General features: G+C 69.8%; 1 protein-coding gene. It reads left to right on the top strand.

The genetic code is table 11. The annotated features are described in order from the left end of the window. Positions 1-64: 64 nt before the first annotated feature. On the top strand, positions 65-732 hold a 668-nt coding region (locus ACT3TZ_RS15210), incomplete at its 3' end, for an IS30 family transposase (protein WP_444584251.1).

The following is a 732-nucleotide window of genomic DNA, read 5'->3' as shown; positions in this document are numbered from 1 at the left end:
GGCGATGTCATAGCGTCGAGGCAACACTCCCGGTCGGCGGGGGTCTGATCGGTGAGGTGCACGGGTGGCGCGAGTGGGGCTGACGTTCAGTGACAGGTCGGAGATCTCGACAGCGTCGAAAGCGGGCTGGTCCGTGCGGAGGATCGCTCGTCACCTGGGGCGATGTCCCTCGGTAATCTCCAGGGAACTCCACCGGAACTCGACGAAGACCCGCGGCTACCAGGCCGTGACCGCGGACGTGAGAGCGCAGCGTCGCCGGGCCCGTCCGCAGCAGCGGAAGGTTGCCAAGGACCCGGTGCTGCAGGCCAGGGTGGACGCGGACCTCGCCGCGTCCTGGACGCCGAACGAGATCGCGGGCCGCTTGCGCCTGGAGGCCGCAGACCCGACCGTTGAACGCATGGCGAACTCTCCCGACGCACGCGGCCAGACCGTCTCCGGCGAAGCGATCTACCAGTACATCTACGCGCTCCCCAAGGGCGAGCTCGCCCGGCGGGGCATCTTCTTGCAGTCCAAGCGGACCAAGCGCCGACCCCGCACGACAGGCCGGAAGAGGGGCGGCCCGATCGTGGGCATGGTCCCGATCGCGGAGCGGGGCGAGGACGCCGCCGAGCGGCGCGTGCCAGGGCACTGGGAGGGCGACCTGATCATCGGGAAGAACGGCACCTCGTGCGCAGCGACGCTGGTGGAGCGGATGAGCGGGTTCACCGGGCTGCTCGCCCTGCCCTCCAAACA

This window comes from Brachybacterium sp. AOP25-B2-12 (assembly GCF_052378625.1).
GTDB lineage: Bacteria > Actinomycetota > Actinomycetes > Actinomycetales > Dermabacteraceae > Brachybacterium.
The sequence above is the reverse complement of the archived record's forward strand: the minus strand, read 5'-3'. Positions and strand labels throughout refer to the sequence as shown.